Source organism: Paenibacillus brevis, assembly GCF_018919145.1.
GTDB classification, from domain to species: Bacteria; Bacillota; Bacilli; order Paenibacillales; family Paenibacillaceae; genus Fontibacillus; species Fontibacillus brevis.
In genome coordinates, this window is record NZ_JAHLQJ010000011.1 from 76815 (window position 1) to 95271 (window position 18457).

Here is an 18457-nt window from a genome sequence, read left to right on the forward strand (position 1 = left end):
TCCCCTTAATTGAACCCGCCGTTGACTCTCAAGGTTTGCCCCGTGATCCAGCGGGCCTTGTCGCTGACAAGCAGTTCGATGACGCCGGCGATATCTTCGGGTTCACCCAGTCGGCCAAAGGCATTCATGTGCGTAAAAGCTTCGATTTGCTCCGGAGATTTTCCGGTCAGGAACAGCTCCGTAGCTACTTGACCAGGAGCGATACAGTTTATTGTGATATTCCGTGGTCCAAATTCCTTCGCCAATTGCCGCGTCATTTGCTCGACGGCTCCTTTGGTGGCGGCGTAGACGCTGAAGGTTGGCATCATCGCTCCGGATACAGAGGTGGAGAAGTTCACGATCGCTCCGCCCGTTGCCATAAACTTCATGGCTTGCTGGCAAGCAAAATAGGTTCCTTTCACATTAATGGAGAAATGACGGTCAAAAATCTCTTCCGTCACCGCCTCAAGCGGGTAGTTGTTCATGATCCCGCCATTATTAACCAGAATATCCACGCGGCCGAATCGGCTTATCGTCTCTGCAAATAACGCCTCCACCTGATTAACTTGGCTGAGGTCGGCCTGAACGGCCAGGGCTTCGCCGCCACTCTGTTCAATTCGGGTTACCACTTCTTCCGCATTCTCGCGACTAGATGAATAATTAACCACGACCTTTGCTCCTGTCTGAGCCAGTTGAATTGCCGTTTGTCTCCCGATGCCGCGTGAAGCTCCGGTGACAATAGCTACTTTTCCATGCATACTTATCCTCCTCCACTTTGATAACTGGGGCCAAGCGGTATGCCTTCCCGGCCCTTGTGAGACTATTATAAACAGGGAGGGGGGCTTTCCTGTTAGCCTGTTCCTCTTCTGTTCTTGCCTAATCCTCTTTTGCGCTTCTATAATAAAAAAACAAATAAATTCAGTAGAAAAGGAGCCGGCAGATGAATCGGATCACGGATGAATCACAAGCCAGAAAGGAAGCCTTACAGCAGTTAACACATCTGTTGTACCGTCATGCCCCGGCTGCGGGAACCTATCAGACGGCGATTCCTTCCCTATCGCTGATGCATGCAGTCCAGCCGTCGGCTCCCTTCGAGTCGGTTTACAAGCCCTCGGTTTGTATTGTGGCCCAAGGGGCCAAGCTATCCGTGCTCGCGGGTGAATCCTACCGGTATGACCCCTCGGCTTACTTCATTACCTCCGTACAGCTGCCCGTTGCAAGCAGTATTGTCGAAGCTTCACCCTCTGTTCCATATTTGGGGTTGAAGCTGTGCTTTGAAGCCGAGATGATTGTGGAGATTGTAGAGCAAGCCGCTTCATTGCGTGCCGTTCGTGAGAATGCTTCCCGTGCGGAGAGCCATCGCGGTCTCTCGCTGCAACAAACCTCGTCGGTATTGCTGGATGCTGTTGTCCGGCTGGTAAAACTGCTGGACACACCTGATGATATCCCCATGCTGGAGCCGCTGCTTGTACGCGAGATTCTGTATCGCCTCGTCCAGGATCAGCCCTCAGGCAGCCTTGAACAGTTTGGCATTAGCGGCAGTCATGCTTATCATATCGCACAAGCGATCCGAGTCATAAATCGTCAGTATGACCGCATGCTGACCGTGAAGCAGTTAGCGAAGTCGGTAAATATGAGCGTATCTGCGTTTCATAAGCATTTTAAGGAGGTCACCACATTTAGTCCGCTGCAGTACCAAAAATCGGTTCGTTTGCATGAAGCCAGGCGCCTGATGCTGGCGGAGGGAGCTCAGGTTACGGATGCCGCCTTCCGGGTGGGCTATGAGAGTCCGTCGCAATTCAGCCGTGAGTACGCTCGCATGTTCGGGAAGCCGCCTATGCTGGACGTCCAGCAATTGAGAGAGTCGCTGCAGGCTGCGAACGGATCAGCTTCAACATCCGCAAGCAGGGGGAAACGGGTGTTAGAGCTGCCTTGACCCAGACATGCTTTAGTAGTATAGCTATTTATGTTAAAATAGAAAGAATGAGTGGCTATTTGTAGTAGTAGAACTCAATTTTTATGAAATGGTGCGTGAATAAATGAAACCTTTTATATATGACTACAGCCTGGAGGAACTTCAGGAATGGGCCGTAGAGCAAGGGGAGCCGGCCTTCCGCGGAGGGCAGATTTTTGACTGGCTGTATGTGAAGCGGGTGAACTCGTTCGAAGAGATGACGAACCTGTCCAAGCAGCTGCGCGAGAAGCTGGACGAGCAATTCGCCTTCGTCACGCTGAATGAGATCACAAAATATGAATCAAAGGACGGTACGGTCAAATTCTTGTTCGGCCTGCATGATGATCATGCGATCGAGACCGTTATTATGAAGCATAATTACGGCAATAGCATCTGTGTGACGACCCAGGTCGGCTGCAAAGTCGGCTGTACGTTCTGTGCCTCGACACTTGGAGGACTCAAACGGAATTTGACTGCGGGAGAGATTGTTGCCCAAGTGGTTCAGGCACAGAAAATATTGGATCCCCGTGGAGAGCGGGTCAGCAGTATCGTAATCATGGGAACCGGCGAGCCGTTTGAAAATTACGAAGAGACTATGAAATTTTTGCGGATAATGATCCATGAAAAGGGCTTGAATATCGGACAACGGCATATTACTGTATCAACGAGCGGGATTGTCCCGAACATTTACAAATTTGCCGACGAGGACACTCAGATCAATCTCGCCATTTCGATTCATGCGCCTAACGATACGCTGCGTTCCAAGCTGATGCCGGTCAACCGGAGATTTCCCTTTGACGATGTAATGGAATCTCTCCGCTACTATATTGCCAAGACCGGACGCAGAGTGTCCTTCGAGTATGCTTTGATTGGCGGTGTTAACGATCGTCCTGAGCATGCGGAGGAACTGGCGCAGGTTCTGAAGAACATGCTCTGCCATGTCAATCTGATTCCGGTTAACCATGTTCCTGAACGCAAGTACGTCAGAACATCCAGAAATGACATATTTCAGTTCCAGCGGATATTGGCGGAGAAAGGAATTAATGTTACGATCCGCCGTGAGCAAGGCCATGATATTGCGGCAGCCTGCGGTCAATTGCGGGCGAAGCACATGGAGTCTGGTGCGAGGTGATCAAGTGTGATTAGAACTGTGTATGTAAGCGATGTGGGACATGTCCGTTCGGTCAACGAGGACAGTTCCTGGGTATCCTCTCTGGAGCAGGGTTACACTCTGGCCATCGTTGCAGATGGAATGGGAGGACATCAGGCTGGCGATCTGGCCAGCAAGCTGACGGTGGAGACCATTGTGAATCAATTGCAGCCGCTCCCTCCAGGGCTGGAGGTCGAGGAGCTGGCCGAACAGTTGAAGCAAGCCATTCTGCATGCGAATGATGTGGTGTATCAGAAGGCATCGGAGAGCGACGAGTATCATAACATGGGAACGACGGTTGTGGCGGTGCTGCTGAACGAGAAGGACGGCATCATCGGACATATCGGGGACAGCCGGGTATACAAGTACCGCAGCGGCAAAATGGTACAGCTGACCGAGGATCATTCGTTGGTCAATGAGCTGCTCAAGACGAAGCAGATCAGCGAGGAGCAGGCCAGCGTCCATCCGCACCGCAATGTGGTGACCCGGGCGGTCGGAACAGATCCCAAGGTGGAGGCCGATCTGCATTTTGTTTCCCTGGAGCAAGGGGAAATGCTGCTGCTCTGCAGTGACGGGCTCAGCAATTATGTAACGCTTGACCAGATGATTCTTACGCTGCAGGCTGACGATCTCAGCCTGGATGAGCGGGCAGGCAGACTATTGCAGTTTGCTTTGGATGCCGGGGGAGATGACAACATTACCGTTGCGCTTCTGGAGCAATGTGCCGAGGAATTGTCAAGCGGAGAGGAGTGGAATTCATGATCGGACACGAGTTGGGCGGTCGCTACCAAATTATCGAACGCATCGGCGGAGGCGGAATGGCACTGGTCTATAGGGCACAGGACATTCTGCTGAACCGCTACGTTGCTATAAAAGTATTGCGTCAGCAATTTGTGAATGACGAAGAGTTCATCCGCCGCTTCCGCCGCGAAGCGCAGTCAGCTGCATCATTGTCTCATCCGAACATTGTCAGTGTCTACGATGTAGGCCAGGAGGAAGATGTCCACTACATCGTGATGGAATATGTAGAAGGCCAGAATCTTAATGAAATTATAAAAGAACGTGCGCCGCTGCAGGTAGAAGAGTCCGTACGGATTGCTTCCCAAATTGCCGATGCGCTGGATCATGCCCATCATAACCAGATTATTCACCGCGACATTAAGCCGCATAATATTCTGATCGGCCGCAATGGCCGGGTGAAGGTGACCGACTTCGGCATTGCCAGAGCGGTGACCTCTGCCACGATTACACAGACAGGCTCTGTGGTCGGATCAGTCCATTATTTCTCCCCGGAGCATGCCAAGGGCGTAGCTACCGGTGAAAAGTCCGACCTGTATTCGCTTGGCATTGTGCTCTATCAAATGCTGACCGGACAGCTGCCTTTTCTTGGGGAAAGCCCGATTAGTGTAGCCTTGAAGCACCTGCAGGAGCAGTTCGAGGATCCGAGGCTCATCAATCCGATGATCCCGCAGAGCGTGGAGAATATCATTTTGAAATCCATGCGAAAAAATCCGGCCGAGCGGTACCAATCCGCCAAGGAAATGCTTCGTGACCTGGAGACCAGTCTCTTGCCGGAGCGCCGGACGGAATCCAAGCTGCTCTTCTCCGATGAAGAGGATGCCGACAGCACCCGGATTATTCCCGCTATCAAGCCTACTAGCAAGGCTATGGGCGGAGCCTCCAAGCTGTCGAGGGATTCCCAGTCGGCGGATGAGTACAGATCTCTCAAGAAATCCTCGAGCAAAGGCAAGGCTGCGCTGTGGATCAGCTTGACAGTCGTTGTGCTCCTCGCCATGCTCGGCGTGGCGTTCTATGTCAATAAAATGGTGACCGTACCCGAGGTGCCGGTACCTAACGTGGTCAACCTCAGTGAACAGGAAGCTACGTTGAAGCTGTCGGAGGCCGGCATTGAGATCGGCACGATTGACAGAGTGTATAAAGAGGGTGTCGAGGAAGGTATCGTATTCGAGCAGAGCAAGCCGGAGGGCATCAAGGTGAAAAAGGGCTCATTGATCGACCTGAAGGTGAGCACGGCCAAGCCCCTGGAGCAAATGGAGTCTGTTCTCGGACTGACTTACGATGATGCAGTGGAGATGCTCGCCCTCAAGGGGATTGACGAATCCCGGATTAAAAAGAAGGAGGACTTCTCCGATACCGCAGAGGCAGGAAAGGTATTTATACAATTCCCTGAGGTTGGCGAGGACTACGATCTGACGACCGTAGAGGTAGAGCTTACCGTCAGCAAGGGGAAAGAGAGCACGAAAATGCCTGACCTGGTGGGTAAGACGCTTAAGGAAGCTGAGGCTCTTCTGAAGGAGCTTGGCATACCGATTGCGAAGGATGGCATCAAGGAGAAGCCTAGCTTTGAGATGGATGCCGGAAAGATTGTAGAGCAATGGCCGTATGAGCCAAATGATGATGTGCCTGCCGACTATGAAGGGGTTACATTGTTCGTGAGCACCGGTTATCCTCCCGAAGCGGTGGAATATACCTTTGAAGTGCCGGTAGCGCCAGCCGCAGAAGGCCAAATGAGTAAAATCCGTATCGTATACACGGATGCACGCGGAGAAAACCAGGAATGGGGCACCCAGACGGTAGGCAAGCCGCAGTATTTGACCGTTAATTTGGTTCTGGCTCCGAACAAGGATGCTGCCGTATCCGTTCATCGTGACGGATCGTTCCTGGAGACGTATCCGATATCTTATATCGATGCGAAGCAAGGAACCGTACCGACCCTGCCGCTTCCTGGAGAACAGGCGGACGATACGATGGGGGACGGAGAGGAAGAGATTCCGGATACGGGAATGGTTGTGAACCCTTAAAGTGCGTGTTCAAAAAGTCAGGTTTTTAGCACCGAGAAGGTTGCAAGAACCCGAAGAGGGAGGAACGGAGTGTAGGCAGAACCTACATGAGTACCGGACTTCTAGAGTGAATGCAAGATTCGATGTCGAATCAACTCCTTGGGATACTTCGTGATCAAAAGATGACTTTTTGAACAACCTCTAAAATTGAGTGAAAGCGAGGCCGATTATGCCTGAGGGCTTGATTGTAAAAGCACTAAGCGGATATTACTATGTTAAGCCGGAAGGTTCCGCTCCCGGGGAAGTCATTCAATGCCGGGGGCGGGGCATTTTCAAGAAGAGGGGACTGACTCCGCTCGTTGGCGACCAGGTTATCTATATGCCTACGGAGAATGGGGAAGGCACAGTAGATGAAATTCTGCCGCGCACGACGGAGCTGGTCCGTCCTCCCATTGCCAATGCCCGGCTTGCAGTGCTGCTCTTCTCTTTGAAGGAGCCGGATTTGAACTTGTCGCTGCTGGACAAGTTCCTGGTACATATTGAACACGCCGGGCTGAGAGCGCTCATCTGCTTGACCAAAGAGGACTTGCTTGAGGAAGCGGATGAGACGGAGGAAGCCGATACAACCGAACAGGTGAAGAAGCTCTATGAAGAGATTGGCTACGAAGTGATCATTACCAGCTCGGTAAGCGGGCTCGGCACCGATGAGGTCCGATCCCGATTGGCCGGTGAGATCAGTGTATTCTCCGGGCAGTCCGGAGTAGGCAAATCCACGCTGCTGAATGCCATGCTGCCGGGCTTATCGCTCGAAACCAGCGAGATTAGCCTGAAGCTGGGCCGGGGAAGGCACACCACCCGTCATGTGGAGCTGATTGAATTGGATAACGGGGGATATGTGGCCGATACGCCGGGATTCAGCCAACTGGACTTTCTGGAGCTTGGGGTAGAGGAGCTCTCCTCATGCTTCCGGGAGTTCCGGGAGCTTGCGGACGAATGCAAATTCCGGGGCTGCAGCCATTTGCACGAACCGGGCTGCCGGGTCAGAGAAGCGCTGGAGAGCGGTGAGGTGGCTTCAAGCCGTTATGAGCATTACGTGCAATTTCAGCAAGAGATGAAAGACAAGAAGAGGAGGTACTAGCTGATGTCGCAAGTGTTTATTGCACCTTCTATTTTATCTGCCGATTTTTCGAAGCTGGGACAAGAAGTGGCCGATGTGGAGTCCAGTGGTGCGGACTGGCTGCATGTGGACGTCATGGACGGACATTTCGTGCCGAACCTGACCTTCGGGCCGCTGGTGATGGGAGCTATCGCGCCATTGACCCGGCTGCCGCTGGATGTTCACCTGATGATCGAACGGCCGGAGCAATATATTCCGGCGTTTGTAGCGGCAGGCGCACACGTGATTACGGTCCATGCCGAGGCTTGCGTGCATTTGCACCGGGTCTTGCATTTGATCAAGGAACAGGGTGCAAAGGCGGGAGTAGCCATTAACCCGGCAACGCCTGTATCCGCGATCCGCGAGGTGCTGGAAAATGTAGATCTGGTGCTTGTCATGACGGTGAATCCAGGATTCGGGGGACAAGCCTTTATTCCGGCAACCCTGCGGAAAATCCGCGAGCTGGATGAACTGAGAGTGCAGCATGGGTATAACTACCGGATCGAGGTTGATGGGGGAATTGCCGCTCCTACCGCTCCGCTGGTCGTAGAGGCCGGTGCGGATGTGCTCGTAGCAGGCAATGCGGTATTCGGCCGCAGTGACCGCCGTGCAGCGATGGAGGAGATCAGAGCCAGTCTTGGCCGGGCGTAGTAGTCCCGATTCAAATACATTCAGCTGAATCCATGGCATAGGCCAAAGAAGCGGTGCATACAATGGGTTACATGAGCAGGGTTCTCATGTAGCCTTTTTTTTGCGGTGAGAATACACTGGATGAAGGGTCGAATCATACAATAAGGTAAGGGCATGAGAATGATGGGGAGGGTGAACGATGAGATTTTACACATTCAAGCTGCCTAAATTTCTTGGAGGCTTCGTTAAGGCCGTATTGAACACATTCCACAAAAATTAATACTCGCTATACTTCTGCGGCAGGCCTTCATAGAACACGAAAAAAGCACCTCTAATCAGAAAAGGTGCTTTTTGTCTATATGCTTATTCGAACCCTTACACGCGGGTCACTTTACCGGATTTCAAAGCCCGGGTACTAACGTATACGCGCTTAGGCTTACCGTCAACCAGGATGCGAACTTTTTGCACGTTTACGCCCCAGCTGCGACGATTGCGGTTGTTAGCATGGGATACATGGTTACCGCTGCTTGGTTTCTTGCCAGTTACATAACATTTGCGAGACATTCCTTACACCTCCTGTTCCAATACACCATTCTTGAAAATAACGGCTCTAAAGCGTACTCACGGTTATTGTTCAAGCCGGCCTGAAAGTGCCGGTCGATTCCTGATGATTCTTGCCCTGAGCGGGATGAAGCCATAAGAAACCGCATAAAACAATACTTTTATATAATATCACAGTGAAAAAAGCGGCGTCAACAGATCAAGGAACTTTATTTCATAGTCCGACTGTATCTTTTATTTATTTCTCTGTATTCTTATAGTACAATATTGTTTAGTCCATAATAATTTCAAGGGAGGAGTGAGTGCAGGCGTGGCTATACAATTGGATACCGAATATGGACACATCGATATCTCGGATGAAACGATAGCGGTTATCGCCGGATCGGCCGCCATGGAGTGTTATGGACTGGTAGGAATGGCAAGCCGAAAGCAATTTAAGGACGGCATCGCCGAGTTGATTGGTCGTGAGAATCTGACCAGGGGTGTGGAAGTGAGCCTTGAGAATAACCGATTGGCAATTCATCTTTATATTATAGTCAGTTATGGGACAAAAATTTCCGAGGTCGCACACAACATACAGCAAAAAGTAAAGTACGTATTGAATGAAATCGTTGGACTCGATGTAGCTGAGGTCGGCATCGTAGTACAAGGCGTACGTGTATCAAGCTAGGAAGGGGAATTCTCTTGAGTAAGCGTTCTTTAAATGGAACAGATTTTACCGCCATGGTACTTGCCGGGGCGCAGCGTCTCTCACAGTACGCCGAGCATGTCAATTCACTTAATGTCTTTCCGGTTCCCGACGGGGATACGGGGACGAATATGAACCTGACGATGACAGCCGGTGTAAATGAATTGAAAAGTAACGGAACAGGCGGCCTTGGTAGCCGTGCAGGAGTTCTGTCCAAGGGATTGCTGATGGGCGCCCGCGGCAACTCCGGCGTGATCCTCTCGCAATTGTTCCGTGGCTTCGGACGGTACGCAGCTTCCTATGAAGAGCTGAATACGGTTCAATTCGCGGCGGCTCTGCAGAGCGGGGTAGATACCGCTTACAAAGCCGTGGTCAAACCGGTAGAGGGCACAATCCTTACGGTTGCCAAAGAAGCGGCAAAGCATGCCGTGTTTTATGCCAGACGGACAACGGACGTCACCGAGCTTATGACAGAGGTGCTCGCCAAGGCGAAGGAAGCGCTCGCCAACACGCCTGAGCTGCTGCCCGTATTGAAGCAGGTAGGGGTAGTTGATTCTGGCGGTCAAGGTCTTGTCTATATTTATGAAGGATTCCTGGCGCAGCTTACAGGACAGGTACAGCCTGATCCAGTCGTACAGGGACAAGCCGTGCAATCTGCACCGGCCAGGCCGGTTAAATTGGCAGCGGATCATGTGCACGCTTCCTCCGCGCAGGCCAAGCTGGAAACAGAAGACATCGAATTTTTGTATGACATGGAATTTTTTATCAATCGTAAATTAGGCGCCGATCCCGGATCCCTGTTCGACGAGGATCAATTCCGGAAAGCGCTGTCACAAAATGGAGATTCCATCATTGTGATTGCGGACGATGAAATCATTAAGGTACATGTTCATTCTAAAGCTCCTGGCGAAGTGCTCAATCTTGCTTTGCTCTACGGAGAAATTACGCAGATTCATATCCTGAATATGCGTGAGCAGCATCGAGATTTGCTTACAGCAGGAATGGATGCGGCTCCGATGCCGGAGCTGTTCGCCGATATTCCTGCGGAGCCGGTACGTTCGGCCGACCCGGCCAAGCTGCCTGCTGACGAGCTCGCTCCTTACGGATTTATTGCTGTGGCTTCGGGCCAGGGCATTACCGATATTTTCACAAGTCTGGGCGTAGACGTGGTTCTGTCCGGAGGACAGACGATGAATCCGAGCACGGAGGATTTCGTGAAGGCGATCCACTCGATTTCTGCCCAGCATGTATTTGTGCTTCCGAACAACTCGAATATTGTTCTGGCAGCCCAGCAAGCGCGCGATTTGCTTGAAGGAGAGCGCAGCGTAACCGTGATCACAAGCAAGAGCATTCCTCAAGGAATTGCGGCCGCTTTCGCCTTCCAGGAAGATGACAGCGTAGAGAACAACACGGAGAACATGATGAACGCGGTTGCCCATGTGAAGACAGGGCAAGTGACTTATGCGGTCCGTGATACTGTTTTTGACGAGCTTGAGATTACAGCAGGGCACTATATCGGCATCGCCGACTCCAAGATTGTCAGTACGGAAGCAGGGCTGCTTGAGACTAGCCAAGCGCTGCTTGCCAAGATGATTGTGAGCGGGGATGAAATTGTGACCATGCTTGTCGGCGAAGAGGCGGATGAGGCCATTACGGAACAGCTTCAAGCCTGGATTGAGAGCACGTATCCTGACGCCGAAGTGGAGATTCACAGCGGCGGCCAGCCGATCTACTATTATTTGTTCTCGGTTGAATCCTGAGCTGAGCCATGAAAGGGTGGGGATATCTTTGAAGCAGGTTATTATCGTTGCAGACAGTACCGCAGACGTGCCAAAGGCGATGGTCGAGGAGTATGGGATTCATATCGTGCCTATGCGCCTTGCCTTTGGAGATGAGACCTTTGTAGAAGGAATTGACATCACTGTAGAAGAATTTTATGACAGGCTGTCAAAATCGCGGGACCTGCCAACAACTTCACAAACCTCTCCATCCCAGTACGTTGAAGTGTACCGGAATTTGATGCAGCAGTACCCTGGCTCACCGATTGTATCGATTCATATCTCTTCCGGCATGAGCGGGACATTCCAGTCCGCGCTGCTTGCCAAGAGTATGATTGAGGAAGAGCATGAAGAGAACGCCGATATTACGGTTATCGATTCTTTGTGTGCGACTTACGGCTTTGGCCTGCAGGTCGTTCTTGCTGCAAGAATGGCTAAGGCGGGGGCTTCTGTTGAGGAGATCAAGGCTGAAGTAGATCGTGTCGGCAAGGCACGCCAGCTTTATTTTCTGGTTGATGTGCTGGAATATCTGCAAAAGGGCGGCCGGATCGGTAAAGCTGCTGCCATTTTGGGAACATTGCTCAATATCAAGCCGATTCTGTCCGTCGATGATGAAGGAGTCATCTATGCGGTGGATAAGGTGCGGGGACATAAGAAAGCTGTATCCCGGGTAATTGAGTTGTTCAAGAACGATTACAAGGACCAGAAGGACATTAATATTGCAGTCTGCGATTGTGTGAATCCGGAGGGCGCTGAGGAAATCCTCAGACTGATGGGCGAGCACTTCACGATCCATGAGGTCGTGCGGACCAGCATCGGCGCAGTTGTCGGCACTCATGTCGGGCCGGGAACGGTGGCTACGTTTATCTGGCCAGCAGAATAAGATAGGAGAGTCTTATGGAATTGCAAGAGATTCCGGTAAGGCAGGTCAGCGGCGTGAGCGCTCTTAAGGAAGGAGAGCTTCACGCCTTTGGCGTCTTTACGGTAAATGATCTAATTGAATATTATCCGTACCGGTATGAGGATTATCGTCTCCGCTCGCTGACCGAGGCGAAGGATGGCAATAAAATAACGGTTCAGGCTAAAATTATCGGGGTTCCGGTTCTGCAGCGGTACGGCAAAAAGTCGAGATTGACCTGCAAGATGGTGGCGGAGGATTGGATGTTTACGGCGACCTGGTTTAACCGTCACTTTTTACGGGAAGAGCTTACGGCGGGACGGGATATTATATTAACCGGGAAATGGGATCTGCGCCGCAGTCAGCTTACGGTGTCCGAATCGGAGTTCCCGGATAAAGGAACGGTGAGGAGCGGAAGCCTGCAGCCGGTGTATTCGGTTGGCGGAAAGATTACGCAGGCCTGGATCCGCAAGACGATCGGACAGGCACTCCGCCAGTATGGGGAGATGATTCCGGAGAATTTGCCGGGCGAGCTGCTGAAGAAATATGATCTGATGCCGCGCCGCCGGGCCATTCAGTGCATCCATCAACCTACGGACAGCGAGGAGGGCGGGCGGGCCCGGCGCCGGATGGTGTATGAAGAGCTGTTCCTGTTTCAGCTTAAGCTGCAGGCTTACCGTGCCATGAATCACGAGCGGCAGGACGGCGTAAGCCATGGAGCGACCAACTCGGAGATTCGGGAATTTGTGCGCAGCCTTCCCTTTGAGCTGACCGATGCCCAGAAGCGGGTGGAGCTGGAAATCCTCAAGGATATGCGCTCTCCTTACTGTATGAACCGGCTGTTGCAAGGCGATGTCGGCTCAGGCAAGACGGTTATTGCAGCTATCGCCTTGTTCGCGGCGGTCAAGTCCGGACATCAAGGAGCCTTCATGGTGCCGACTGAAATTCTGGCAGAGCAGCATGTCCGTTCGCTGACTCGGATGTTCGAGCCATTCGGTATTCAGGTCGGCCTGTTGACGGGAAGTGTAACCGGGCGCAAGCGCAAGGACCTGCTGGCTTCGCTTCAGATGGGACTGATTGATATTGTCGTCGGAACCCATGCGCTTATCCAGGAGGATGTGTTCTTCCGCTCGCTTAGCCTGGTGGTAACGGATGAGCAGCACCGCTTTGGCGTGAATCAGCGCAGCATTCTGCGCCGCAAGGGCTTTAGCCCGGATGTGCTGACGATGACAGCGACGCCGATCCCGCGCACGCTGGCGATTACGGCCTTCGGGGATATGGATGTATCGACCTTGTCGGAGCGGCCTAAGGGGCGGAAGCCGATTACGACATATTGGGTCAAGCATTCGATGATGGATCGGGTGCTCGGCTTTATCTCCGGCGAGATTTCGCAGGGGCGGCAAGCCTATCTGATCTGTCCGCTGATTGAAGAGTCGGACAAGCTGGACGTGCAGAATGCGATTGACCTGTATGTGGCGATGCAGCAGGCATTTCCTGATTATAAGATCGGCCTGCTGCACGGAAGGATGACCTCGGCGGAGAAGGACGAGGTCATGCGGGCATTTTACGATGGCGAGGTACAACTGCTCGTCTCGACCACGGTGGTGGAAGTCGGGGTCGATGTGCCGAACGCGACGTTGATGATTGTAATGGATGCCGACCGGTTCGGTCTTTCGCAGCTGCACCAGCTGCGGGGCCGGGTCGGCCGGGGCGAGCACGCCTCGTATTGCGTGCTCATCGCGGATCCGAAGTCGGAGGTCGGTCAGGAGCGGATGAAGGTCATGACCGATACGGACGACGGCTTCGAGGTGGCAAGGCGGGACCTGGAGCTGCGCGGTCCCGGGGATTTCTTCGGCACCAAGCAGAGCGGGGTGCCGGAGTTCCGAATCGCGGACATGGTCAGCGATTTCGCGGTGCTGGAGGCGGCGCGGGACGACGCTGCCCGGCTGGTCGGCGAGCGAGTCTTCTGGACGACGCCGGAGTATGGACCGCTGCGGAGCTATTTGCAGCGGGAGCAGATTTTGCAGGGCGAGATCATCGACTAAGTCAGACGGTTGTTGTCACATTGTACAGCCCTCCCTTCATACACTAGAGAGAAGGCCCATTGAACGGGAGGTGTCGCTGCCTTTGAGTTATCAGCAATTCGGAATCAGTCCCCAGCTTGTTGAACGGATTAAGCTCAAAATGAAGAATCCGACGACCAAGGAGCGGGTGAAGAAGCTTGTCGAAGGTTTGACCAAGGCCGATCTTCAAGACAGAGTGAAGGTAAGACGGCTGGTGAAGCAGTCTGCCGCACTGATGGGAGAGAAGCTGACCAGCGTTCAGGAAGAGCAGATTGTCCAGTTCGTGTTGTATCAAAAGATCGATCCCCAGAGCACGCTTCATCTTATTCGTCTGTGGAGTATGTTCCGTTAGGATATAACGGAGCAGGCTAGGCGATGATGAGGTGCGGGACGGGAGAGCCGTCAGCCGGAAGTCCTCCGGCTGATTTTTTTACGGCCTAAGCCAGTTGAGTACGCGAAGCGTGCTCAACAAAAAACCACTCAGCAGCTTCTGATGCCGCACTGACCTTTGAGGATGAGGATGTCCCGCGAACGGCTTGGTATGCGCCTGAGCTTTCAGTAGCCGTACTAAACGGTGTTGCTAAACCATTATTTTTTTGAAAACGGTTTATTGACAAGTCGAATTTTGTCACTTATACTAGGCACATACCTGCAGGGATTTATTTTTTTGAGCATTACTGAAACGTTTCAGTTTGTTCAGAATATTTTTTTGGACTTTTACTGTAACGTTTCAGTAAACGGATTTTAGTACATGATAAAGTTACTGGGGTGACGCAAATGAGTAACAAAGAGACGGCAACAAGCATCATTAAATTTGTGGGAGGGAGCCAAAATATTTCGAGCCTGGTTCATTGCGCGACAAGATTGCGCTTTGAACTGCATGATAGTTCCAAGGCCGATCGCGAGGCACTTAAAACACTGCCGAAGGTGCTGGGGGTGATGGATGCCCAAGGGCAAACCATGGTCATCATCGGTCCTACAGTCAATGAGATGCACGCTGAAATCATGCAGCAATTGGAGAATGGCACGGCGGTGGAAGGAGCCTCGGTCAACTCGGCCAGCTCGGGTGCAGATACCAAGGGCAGTAAGAAGTCCTGGTTCGATAAGCTGTTGGCGACGATTTCCGCCATCTTTACGCCATATATTCCTATCCTGGCGACATCGGGAATTATCAAAGGGCTCATCGATATTCTGGCCCAGTCAGGTATCCTTCCGGCTACCAGCAATACCTATTTAATTTTGGCTGGTGCGGGTAATGCCCTCATCTATTTCTTCCCGATCTTGCTTGCCTTCACAGCGGCTCAGAAGTTCGGGGCTAACCCTTACATCGGGGCAGCGATTGGCGCAGCATTGATGGAACCGAACATTACGGGCATCACGACGACGGGGAATGTGATCGACTTCCTGGGTATTCAGTTTACGGCGATGAACTTTTCCAGTACGGTTATCCCGATTATTTTGGCTATCTGGGCCTATTCCCATCTGGATAAGCTGCTAAGAAGATTTCTGCCCAAGATGCTGCAATTCATCTTCGTACCGCTCTTGTCTATGCTGATTATGGTTCCCTTGACCTTGATGGTATTTGGCCCTGTCGGCGGATTGCTGGCGAATCTGGTGGCTGATGGGTACGAGTTCTTCCTGAACTCCAACGTTATTATTTTTAACGCCATATTTGGCGCTCTGTTCATTTACGTCATCATGCTGGGCATTCACTGGGTTGTGCTGCCTCTGCAACTGTCCTATCTGGCTGAACACGGCATGGAATACAGCCTGGGTTCAGGCGGGATGGGGAACTACGCGCTGCTTGGAGTGTGTCTCGCCGTGATGGTCATCTCCAAGAGCAAGGAGGAAAAGACGATTGCCAGTTCCTCCGCCTTCGTCAACTTCTTGTCGGGTGTGACTGAACCGGGATTGTACGGGGTTGTCATGAAGAACAAGAAATATTTCATCTCGCTTACACTGGGAGGTTTAGTCGGCGGTATCATCTGCGGTGTGACTAAGTCCTATATTACGAACTTTGCGTTCACAGGACTGTTCGGCCTGCCGGCCTTCCTGTCTTCGCCAACGGCAACGACTTATTTCATCGCGGTGGGTGCGACCTTGGCCGTCTCATTCTTTGCTACGATTCTATTAAGCAAGCAGAACATTCAATTCAAAAAGCAGAAGTCGTAGGCTCCCATTTGTTCACCGCGCTTTTAGCTAAGCAGAAGCCATAGAGCAACCGAAACTGCAAATCCCTTGAGCGTACTCTATAATATAAAGAAAAACGGAACAATAGCGTGAGGTGTGAGACAACATGGCAACGATTAAGGATATTGCAAAATTGCTCGGTATTTCAGTTTCGGCGGTCTCCATGGCTTTGAACGACAGTCCGGAAATTGGGGAGAAGACCAAGACCAAAGTAAGAGAAGCTGCCAAGCAGCTTAACTATATCAAGAACGGCTCGGCGATTGATTTGCAGCGGCAGAAGACCAATATCGTGCTGCTGATTACGGATAACCCGACCCGTTCCTATTTTACCGATTCTTTGCAGGTCATTCAGCAGGAGTTGATTGCAAGGCATATCGACTTGGTCATTATTACGGCCAATGACAAGCATAAAGGAACGGCTGAGCGGTTTATTTCCGAGAATCGGGCGGATGCAGTCATCTGTATGTCCAAATTTATCTCTGAGGAATTTATTAATCTTTATGCTAATAAGAATATGCCGGTCTTTGTGCTGGGCCGGGCAGCCCAACTGATTACAAACGAACATGTGATCAACGTCCCCCTCGATTATAAGCGTGTCGGGGAGGATATCACCGAGTATCTCATTGCTAAGGGACATCGCAAGATTGCTTTCGTGAGGGGAAGCAGGACATCCATTGGCTCGAATTATCGGTATAAAGGGTACTTGAGAACGTTGAAGAAATATCAATTGGAGCTGGATAAGGAGCTTGTATTTGAAGCGCGCGGCAGCGATTATGACCACGGCTACGGCATTACGGAGAGCATGGTGGAACACATTGCATCGGGTCGGGTTGACGGAATATTTTATGCTACGGATGATCTGGCTGTCGGAGGTTTGCAGAAGCTGCTGGAGAGAGGGATCTCTGTGCCGGATGACGTATCCATCGTAGGCTATAACAACTATCCGATCTCCAGAATGGTCACCCCGCCGATTACGACGGTGGATCTGCATCAGCAGCAAATTATGCGAAGAGTGGCTAAATCCCTAATCGCTATGATGGAGGGGAATAAAGCTAAAGCCGACCTGGTCCAGAAGCTGCAGCAGAGCGCTATTTTCCATTCGGAAATTATAGAAAGAAGCTCGGTGAAAAGTAGAGAGTAAGGAGAGGAACCGTATGTCAACTGAGAAGTTGCCTGATGATTTCTTATGGGGAGGGGCTGTATCGGCTAACCAATCCGAAGGAGCATGGAATGTAGGAGGCAAAGGGATTAGCACCGCAGATGTCGCTGCTGCCGGTAAGCACGGGCAGAAGAGAGTATATACGGACGGCATCCTGGAAGACGTATATTATCCAAATCACGAAGCTATTGATTTTTATCATCGTTATCCGGAGGATATTGCCTTGTTTGCCGAAATGGGCTTCAAGTGCTTCCGGACCAGCATTCATTGGACGAGAATCTTCCCGCAAGGGGACGAGACGGAGCCGAACGAGGAAGGACTGGCCTTCTATGACCGCCTGTTTGATGAATGCTTGAAATATGGTATTGAGCCGATCGTTACGATTTCTCATTATGAAACCCCGCTTTATTTGGTCGAGAAATACGGCTCCTGGACAGACCGCAGCATGATCGATTTTTATGTTCGCTTGTGCGAGGTGCTGTTCCGGAGATATCGTACGAAGGTGAAATACTGGATGACCTTTAACGAGATTAATGTAATTACCTTAAATCCCGTCATTGCTGCGGGGATTCACATCGAGCAGGCGGAGAATCCCGAGCAAATGATGTATCAAGCTGCACATTATCAGATGGTTGCCAGTGCAAGAGCTGTCCAGTTGGGGCGCCAGATTAATCCTGACTTCAAGATCGGCATGATGATGCTATATCCGTTATCCTATGCGGAGACTTGCTCCCCGGAAGACAACCTGGAAAACATGCATAATATGGACCTTCATTATTATTTCTCCGATATCCAAGTCCGGGGGTATTATACCCCGAAAGCCATCAAATTTCTGGAACGGCGTCAAATCTCGCTGGATATTACGCCAGAGGATAAGCAGGACTTATTGCAAGGGACCGTTGATTATATAGGCATCAGCTATTATATGTCCCTGGTTACCAGCGCCAACCCCGACCGGAAAATTCGGGTCAAGGGCAACATGCTGGACGGCATTGCCAATCCGTATCTGGAGAAGAGTGCTTGGGATTGGCAGATCGATGGCCTGGGGCTGCGAATCGCTTTGAATTATTTGTATGACCGTTATCAGTTGCCGATTTTTGTTGTTGAGAACGGCCTGGGGGCAGTCGATGAGAAGCGCGAAGGCGAAATGGTCCAGGATGATTATCGAATCGATTACTTGAGAAAGCATATTGCTCACATGATAGACGCGGTTGTGTTGGATGGAGTAGATGTCATGGGCTACACCGTCTGGGGCTGCATCGATTTGGTCAGCGCCTCGACCGGAGAAATGAAGAAACGCTACGGCTTGATTTACGTGGATCGTGACGATCAAGGACAGGGTACGCTGAACCGGGAGCGCAAGAAATCATTTTACTGGTACAAAAAAGTGATTGCATCAAACGGCGCGATGTTGGATGAACCTCAAGAAGAGCAGACAGAGGAGTGATAA

The 18457-nt window shown here is 51.5% G+C and carries 17 protein-coding genes; 15 read left to right on the forward strand and 2 right to left on the reverse strand.

What is annotated here, in order from left to right; all coding sequences use genetic code 11:
* Positions 1–5 precede the first annotated feature (5 nt).
* The gene (locus tag KQJ23_RS13775; protein ID WP_216479454.1) at positions 6–737 is read right to left on the reverse strand and encodes an SDR family oxidoreductase; all 732 of its coding nucleotides are present in this window, start codon (positions 735–737) and stop codon (positions 6–8) included.
* Positions 738–919: 182 nt separating this feature from the next.
* Between KQJ23_RS13775 and KQJ23_RS13780 the strand changes: the two genes are divergently transcribed.
* From KQJ23_RS13780 to spoVM, 7 genes are all read left to right on the forward strand, one after another.
* Positions 920–1915: an AraC family transcriptional regulator gene (locus tag KQJ23_RS13780; RefSeq protein ID WP_216479455.1), complete on the forward strand. Its 996-nt coding sequence runs from the start codon at positions 920–922 to the stop codon at positions 1913–1915.
* 103 nt (positions 1916–2018) lie between these two features.
* Positions 2019–3065 (forward strand): dual-specificity RNA methyltransferase RlmN, encoded by a 1047-nt coding sequence (rlmN, locus tag KQJ23_RS13785; RefSeq protein ID WP_216479456.1) that lies wholly within the window; start codon positions 2019–2021, stop codon positions 3063–3065.
* A gap of 6 nt (positions 3066–3071) precedes the next feature.
* Entirely contained in the window at positions 3072–3845 is a 774-nt protein-coding gene (locus tag KQJ23_RS13790; protein ID WP_216479457.1) for a Stp1/IreP family PP2C-type Ser/Thr phosphatase, read from the forward strand.
* Positions 3842–5905, forward strand: coding sequence for a Stk1 family PASTA domain-containing Ser/Thr kinase (pknB, locus tag KQJ23_RS13795; RefSeq protein WP_216479458.1), 2064 nt, complete (start codon positions 3842–3844; stop codon positions 5903–5905). Before KQJ23_RS13790 ends, pknB begins: the two co-directional genes overlap by 4 nt.
* 208 nt (positions 5906–6113) lie before the next feature.
* Complete coding sequence (gene rsgA / locus KQJ23_RS13800; RefSeq protein WP_216479541.1) at positions 6114–7022, forward strand: ribosome small subunit-dependent GTPase A; 909 nt, start codon at positions 6114–6116, stop codon at positions 7020–7022.
* Positions 7023–7025: 3 nt separating this feature from the next.
* Positions 7026–7691, forward strand: coding sequence for a ribulose-phosphate 3-epimerase (gene rpe / locus KQJ23_RS13805; protein WP_216479459.1), 666 nt, complete (start codon positions 7026–7028; stop codon positions 7689–7691).
* A gap of 178 nt (positions 7692–7869) precedes the next feature.
* Positions 7870–7950, forward strand: coding sequence for a stage V sporulation protein SpoVM (spoVM, locus tag KQJ23_RS13810; RefSeq protein WP_044479171.1), 81 nt, complete (start codon positions 7870–7872; stop codon positions 7948–7950).
* Between the two features lie 95 nt (positions 7951–8045).
* On the opposite strand, the gene rpmB is transcribed toward spoVM, so the two are convergent.
* The gene (gene rpmB, locus KQJ23_RS13815) at positions 8046–8234 is read right to left on the reverse strand and encodes a 50S ribosomal protein L28 (protein WP_044479170.1); all 189 of its coding nucleotides are present in this window, start codon (positions 8232–8234) and stop codon (positions 8046–8048) included.
* 307 nt (positions 8235–8541) lie between these two features.
* On the opposite strand from rpmB, the gene KQJ23_RS13820 reads away from it, so the two are divergent.
* The 8 genes from KQJ23_RS13820 to KQJ23_RS13855 all read left to right on the forward strand — a co-directional run bounded on the left by KQJ23_RS13820 (position 8542) and on the right by KQJ23_RS13855 (position 18454).
* A complete protein-coding gene (locus KQJ23_RS13820; RefSeq protein WP_216479460.1) occupies positions 8542–8901 on the forward strand; it encodes an Asp23/Gls24 family envelope stress response protein in 360 nt (119 codons plus the stop codon).
* Between the two features lie 14 nt (positions 8902–8915).
* Positions 8916–10679, forward strand: coding sequence for a DAK2 domain-containing protein (locus tag KQJ23_RS13825; RefSeq protein ID WP_216479461.1), 1764 nt, complete (start codon positions 8916–8918; stop codon positions 10677–10679).
* A gap of 28 nt (positions 10680–10707) precedes the next feature.
* A complete protein-coding gene (locus tag KQJ23_RS13830) occupies positions 10708–11580 on the forward strand; it encodes a DegV family protein (RefSeq protein ID WP_216479462.1) in 873 nt (290 codons plus the stop codon).
* A gap of 14 nt (positions 11581–11594) precedes the next feature.
* Positions 11595–13640 (forward strand): ATP-dependent DNA helicase RecG, encoded by a 2046-nt coding sequence (gene recG, locus KQJ23_RS13835; protein ID WP_216479463.1) that lies wholly within the window; start codon positions 11595–11597, stop codon positions 13638–13640.
* An 82-nt stretch (positions 13641–13722) separates the two neighbouring features.
* Positions 13723–14010: a stage VI sporulation protein F gene (locus KQJ23_RS13840; protein ID WP_216479464.1), complete on the forward strand. Its 288-nt coding sequence runs from the start codon at positions 13723–13725 to the stop codon at positions 14008–14010.
* A 425-nt stretch (positions 14011–14435) separates the two neighbouring features.
* Positions 14436–15830: a PTS transporter subunit EIIC gene (locus KQJ23_RS13845; protein WP_216479465.1), complete on the forward strand. Its 1395-nt coding sequence runs from the start codon at positions 14436–14438 to the stop codon at positions 15828–15830.
* Between the two features lie 124 nt (positions 15831–15954).
* Complete coding sequence (locus KQJ23_RS13850; RefSeq protein WP_216479466.1) at positions 15955–16989, forward strand: LacI family DNA-binding transcriptional regulator; 1035 nt, start codon at positions 15955–15957, stop codon at positions 16987–16989.
* A 13-nt stretch (positions 16990–17002) separates the two neighbouring features.
* The gene (locus KQJ23_RS13855; RefSeq protein ID WP_216479467.1) at positions 17003–18454 is read left to right on the forward strand and encodes a 6-phospho-beta-glucosidase; all 1452 of its coding nucleotides are present in this window, start codon (positions 17003–17005) and stop codon (positions 18452–18454) included.
* Positions 18455–18457 lie beyond the last annotated feature (3 nt).